Annotated in this window: 3 protein-coding genes; 1 reads left to right on the forward strand and 2 read right to left on the reverse strand. The window is 67.2% G+C overall.

What is annotated here, in order from left to right; translation table 11 throughout:
* Positions 1-689: cytosine permease (locus AC1DR1_RS23040; protein ID WP_476993440.1), on the reverse strand; the 689-nt coding region annotated here is incomplete at its 3' end.
* Between the two features lie 108 nt (positions 690-797).
* Here AC1DR1_RS23040 and AC1DR1_RS23045 point away from each other — a divergent pair.
* Positions 798-2,342, forward strand: coding sequence for a PucR family transcriptional regulator (locus tag AC1DR1_RS23045; protein WP_229994905.1), 1,545 nt, complete (start codon positions 798-800; stop codon positions 2,340-2,342).
* Positions 2,343-2,372: 30 nt separating this feature from the next.
* Here the strand turns inward: AC1DR1_RS23045 and AC1DR1_RS23050 are convergent.
* The coding region (locus AC1DR1_RS23050; protein WP_476993441.1) for an IclR family transcriptional regulator at positions 2,373-3,040 on the reverse strand (668 nt) is incomplete at its 5' end.

Raw genomic sequence — 3,040 nt, forward strand, 5'->3', positions numbered from 1 at the left:
GCGCTCATCGCGGCGATGCGTTCCGAGCCTTCCAGGATGTGGCCTGCAGGGCCGGCGTAGGTCCAGTTGATCTTCATGCCGAACCAGGCCACGGCGGACATCACGGTCAGGATGATGATGGTCGGCGGGACGGTCCATTTCTCGAACGCAGCGATCGCCTTGTAGCCGAACCAGGCAATGGTTACCTGCGCCGCCATGATGAACGTGGCGATGCCGATCTTCCATGCATAGTTGTGGGCCTCCGGGTCGACCCATCCCAGGGTTCCGAACAGCGCCATGACCAGATCCAGGATGATCCACGTGTTGACGGCACACCAGCCGATCACCAGAAGGGCCTGAATGGCCGCCGGCAGGTAGTTTCCGCGCCGTCCGAAGGCGGCGCGGGCCAGCACCATGCCGGTGGCTCCCGTTTTTTGGCCCAGCAGGACAAAGCACCCGAAGAGCAGCATTCCGATCAGGTTTCCAAGGACGAGGACGGTGACCGTGTCCGCGAACCCCAGGCCGAGCTGGATGCCGAGCGCTCCGAGCACCCAGTTGATCGGGGCGAGGTTTGCTCCAGCCCAGATCCAGAACTGGCCGGACACTTTGCGGGTCCGCTCTGATTCGGGGATGGGGTGTAGCCACGCTTCGTGGTCTTCACCGGCTACCGGCGCGGTGCCGGCTGGGGCCGCTGGGGTTTTTTGACGCATTGGGAGCCTCCGGGGGTGTGTGGGATTCCTTCAAGATTATGTGTCGCAGGCCACATTCGACCATATACAATGTGTCCAAATAAACGTAGATCAACGCGACGGAGTGTCATGTCCATTCGTCTTGAAGACGCCCTGAACCATCCGACGCTGGCGGCCGCCGATCCCATCATCCGGGCAGCGGCAGGGGCTGCCGCCAGGACCCAGCTGCGGTGGATCCACTCCAGTGAAATCATCGACATCGCGCCCTTGCTGGCCGGCGGGGAGCTTCTGCTGACAGGCGGGGAAGCTCTCGCCCTCGCCTCTGAGGAGCGGCAGGTCAATTACGTTCGCCAGCTGGCAGAGCGGGGTGTGGCGGCCGTAGCCATCGAGACCGGGGCGGCCCTTCCGTCGCTGCCGTCCTCGATGGTGGCGGCCGCCGAAGCAGCCGGCCTTCCGCTGATCGAACTTCGCGGGGTGGTGCCGTTTGTCGGGGTCATGCAGGCCATCAATTCGATGCTGGTCAGCGACTCGGTGTCCCAGTTGCGGCGGGCAGACGAGGCCAGTCACGCGATGGCCGTCGAGCTGGCACACGGCGGCGGCCTGGACCGGATTCTCGCCGTGCTGGCCGGTATCACCCATGCCGAGGTGACCCTGACGTCCGTCTCAGGTGCGACCCTGGCCAGCGCAACCCCGGGACAGCCGGAGGCCGCCGACGCCGACGCCTCCGCCCTGGGGCCGCAGGAGCAGGCACGCCTGATCCACATCGACGTTCCGATCCGCGGCATTCTCGCTGCGCAGCTGTTGCTCCGGATCCCGCCGGGCGAGGACGAGAACCTGGCCCGTACAGCCGGGAACCGCTCAGTGGACATCCTGGCCCTGGCACTGTTGCAGCGGATGTCTCCCGGGCTCAAGGAAGTCGCCGGGGCGGCCCTGCTTCGCGCGATAGATTCGGGCAGCCAGGCCTGGCGGCTCCAGCAGCTGGCTTCCGCGGCGGGGATTCCGCCGGCTGCCGCGCTCCTGGCCATCGTGATCCGGTCCGACATGCTCCAACAGCTCCGGGCTCCCGTGGAGCGTCTTCTGACCCGCGGGGCGCAGCCGAGCGCCACCTATGTCGATAACGCCGAGCTCCTGGCGGTGGCCGTCCTCCCGGGCGATAATCCGCGCGAAAGCCGGCACGCACTCCTGGCCGGCCTGCGTGGGCTGCCCGCACTGGCCGACACGCTCGTTGCCGTTGGCCCGATGTCCGCCGGGATATCGGAAGCTCCCTGGTCCCTGTCGGAAGCCAGGCTCACGCTGGAGTTGGCGGACACGCTGGGACAGTCACCGGCGGGGGCAGCAGGCCCGCACTGTCCCGTGATCGATTCCGAGGCCTTCGCCGTCGAACGCCTCGCGGTGGGAAGCCTGGATACCGAGCAACGGCGGAACTTCGTGCGCCGGCAACTTGGCGCACTCCTGGACCATGATGCCCAACGCAATTCGCGACTGCTCGATACCCTGGCCACCTGGCTGGATTCCGGATGCAACACCGCCCAGGCGGCCAGGGAACTGCACGTGGAACGGCAGTCGATGCATCAGCGGCTGCAGCGGATCTTCGAGCTGTGCGGCGGCGACCCCCGGCGAACGGGCCGGCTCGCGGCGCTGCATTTGGCCACGCGGCTGGCCCGGCTGAACTGAGGCGGGTGGGCTGCGCTTGCCGGCCCGGCGTCAGTCGCTGCTGCGGGACGCGCGGCCGCCCAGCCGCCTGGTGATTTTGTCGGCCGCAGCCGCGCACGCTTCGCCCAGTCCCTGCAGCCGTTCGCGGGAGACGCGGAACCGGGGCGCCGAGATCAGGACAGCCGCCACGACGTCGCCGCGGTGGTCATAGACAGGAGCAGCCACGCCCACTTCGTCGATGGAGGATTCGCCATAGTTGATGGCCCAGCCCCGGGCCGCCACATCCTTGAGCTTCATCTCGTAGCCGTCCAGGCCTGCGTCATCGAGTCCCGGGTAGCTGATCGCTCCGCTGCGCAGGAGCGTACGGACACGTTCGGCGGCCTCGGCAGACAGGAAGACCTGCACGGAGGCGCTCATGGCATCCGTGTACCGGGCGCCCAGCGGGGTGGCGTGCTTGATCTGGTGGTGGCTGGCGATCTGCTCCACGCACATTGATTCGGCGCCGTTCCACACCATGAGGGCGCCGGTTTCGCCGGTCTGTTCGGTGAGTTCACGCAGGACCGGGAAGGCCACACGCCGTTCTTCCAGTTCGGCCAGCAACGGTCCGGCGACGGCGATCAGTCCCAGCCCCAGCCGGAAGCGGCGGGTTTCCGGGTCCCGTTCCACCAGGTGTTCCTGTTCGAAGGTGGCCAGGATCCGGGAAACGGTGCTCTTGTGCA

The sequence above is a fragment of the Arthrobacter sp. P4_F10 genome, assembly GCF_056401435.1.